Source organism: Pseudomonas sp. HMWF021 (assembly GCF_003061005.1).
Classification (GTDB): Bacteria; Pseudomonadota; Gammaproteobacteria; order Pseudomonadales; family Pseudomonadaceae; genus Aquipseudomonas.
Genome location: NZ_QAIK01000180.1, coordinates 80192 through 81749, shown reverse-complemented (window position 1 = coordinate 81749; position 1558 = coordinate 80192). Strand labels below are relative to the sequence as shown.

Annotated in this window: 2 protein-coding genes; both read left to right on the top strand. The window is 66.6% G+C overall.

The features are described from left to right. On the top strand, positions 1 to 939 hold a 939-nt coding region (locus DBR18_RS30015), incomplete at its 5' end, for a sensor histidine kinase KdpD (RefSeq protein ID WP_256588979.1). A 48-nt stretch (positions 940 to 987) separates the two neighbouring features. Beyond that, on the top strand, positions 988 to 1558 hold a 571-nt coding region (locus DBR18_RS26110; RefSeq protein WP_108592474.1), incomplete at its 3' end, for a response regulator transcription factor.

Genomic DNA, 1558 nt, shown 5'->3' with positions numbered 1-1558 from the left:
CAACCGGCCGGCATGGGCACCGGCACGCTGCCGTTCGGTCGCTGGTGGTGGTGGCCGCTGTCGGTGGAGGACGGGCCGCTGGCGCTGCTCGGGGTCTGCGCCAAAGAGGGCCAGACCCTGAGCGGCCAACGTCGACGCCTGCTCACCGCGTTGAGTCAGCCACTGGCGCAGGCACTGGCGCGGGCGCAACTGGCGGACGATCTGGAAGCCGCGCGCCTGCACGGTGAAACCGAGCAATTGCGCAGCGCGCTGCTGGCCTCGGTGTCCCACGATCTGCGCACGCCGTTGACGTCCATGCGTGGCAGCATCGACAGCTTGCTGGCGCTCGGCGAAGCCATTCCATTGGAGGATCGTCGCGAGTTGCTCGAAGGCACCCGCGACGAGGCCGAACGTCTCGACCGCTACATCCAGAACCTGCTGGACATGACCCGCCTCGGCCACGGCGCACTGAAACTGGCGCGGGACTGGGTGGCGCCGGCCGACATCGTCGGCAGCTCGCTCAATCGCCTGCGGGCAGTGCTGGCGCCGTTGCAGGTCAGCACCGATGTGCCGGCCGAGTTGCCGCTGCTGTTCGTGCACGCGGCGCTGATCGAGCAGGCGCTGGTCAATGTGCTGGAAAACGCCGCGCGCTTCTCACCGGCCCACGGTCGCTTGCAACTGAGTGCCGGGGCCAATGATGAAGAGATCTTCTTCACGGTGAGCGATGAAGGGCCAGGGATTCCCGAGGACGAACGGGCGAAGATTTTCGACATGTTCTACACCGCCGCACGCGGTGATCGCGGCGGGCAGGGCACGGGGCTGGGGCTGGCGATCTGTCAGGGCATGGTCGGCGCGCATGGCGGACGCATCAGCGTTGCCGACGGCATCGACGGGCGCGGCACCAGCATCACCCTGCACCTGCCATTGCAGGCGCAACCGGGGATGGACAATGAAGCCTGAGCCCGGCTGCGCTACTCTCTTGCCAATCTTTTGTGTTGATGTGAATTCATGAGCCAGACCGCGACCATTTTGGTCATCGATGACGAACCGCAGATCCGCAAATTCCTGCGCATCAGCCTCGCTTCACAAGGCTACAAAGTGCTGGAGGCCGGCACCGGCGCCGAGGGCCTGGCCCAGGCGGCGCTGAACAAACCGGACCTGCTGGTGCTTGACCTCGGCCTGCCGGACATGGACGGCCAGCAGGTGCTGCGCGAGTTTCGCGAGTGGGCCACCGCGCCTGTTCTGGTGCTCTCGGTGCGCGCCAGTGAAGGGCAGAAGGTCCAGGCGCTGGATGGCGGCGCCAACGACTACGTGACCAAACCGTTCGGCATTCAGGAATTTCTCGCCCGGGTCCGCGCCCTGTTGCGCCAGGCACCGGCTGGCGAGGCCCAGCAAGCGGCGCTGAGTTTCGGCCCGTTGACCGTGGATCTGGCCTATCGGCGGGTGTTGCTCGACGGCGCCGAAGTGGCGCTGACCCGCAAGGAATACGCGGTGCTGGCGCAACTGGCGCGGCATCCGGGGCGGGTGATCACCCAGCAGCAATTGCTCAAGGATATCTGGGGCCCGACGCATACCGAGG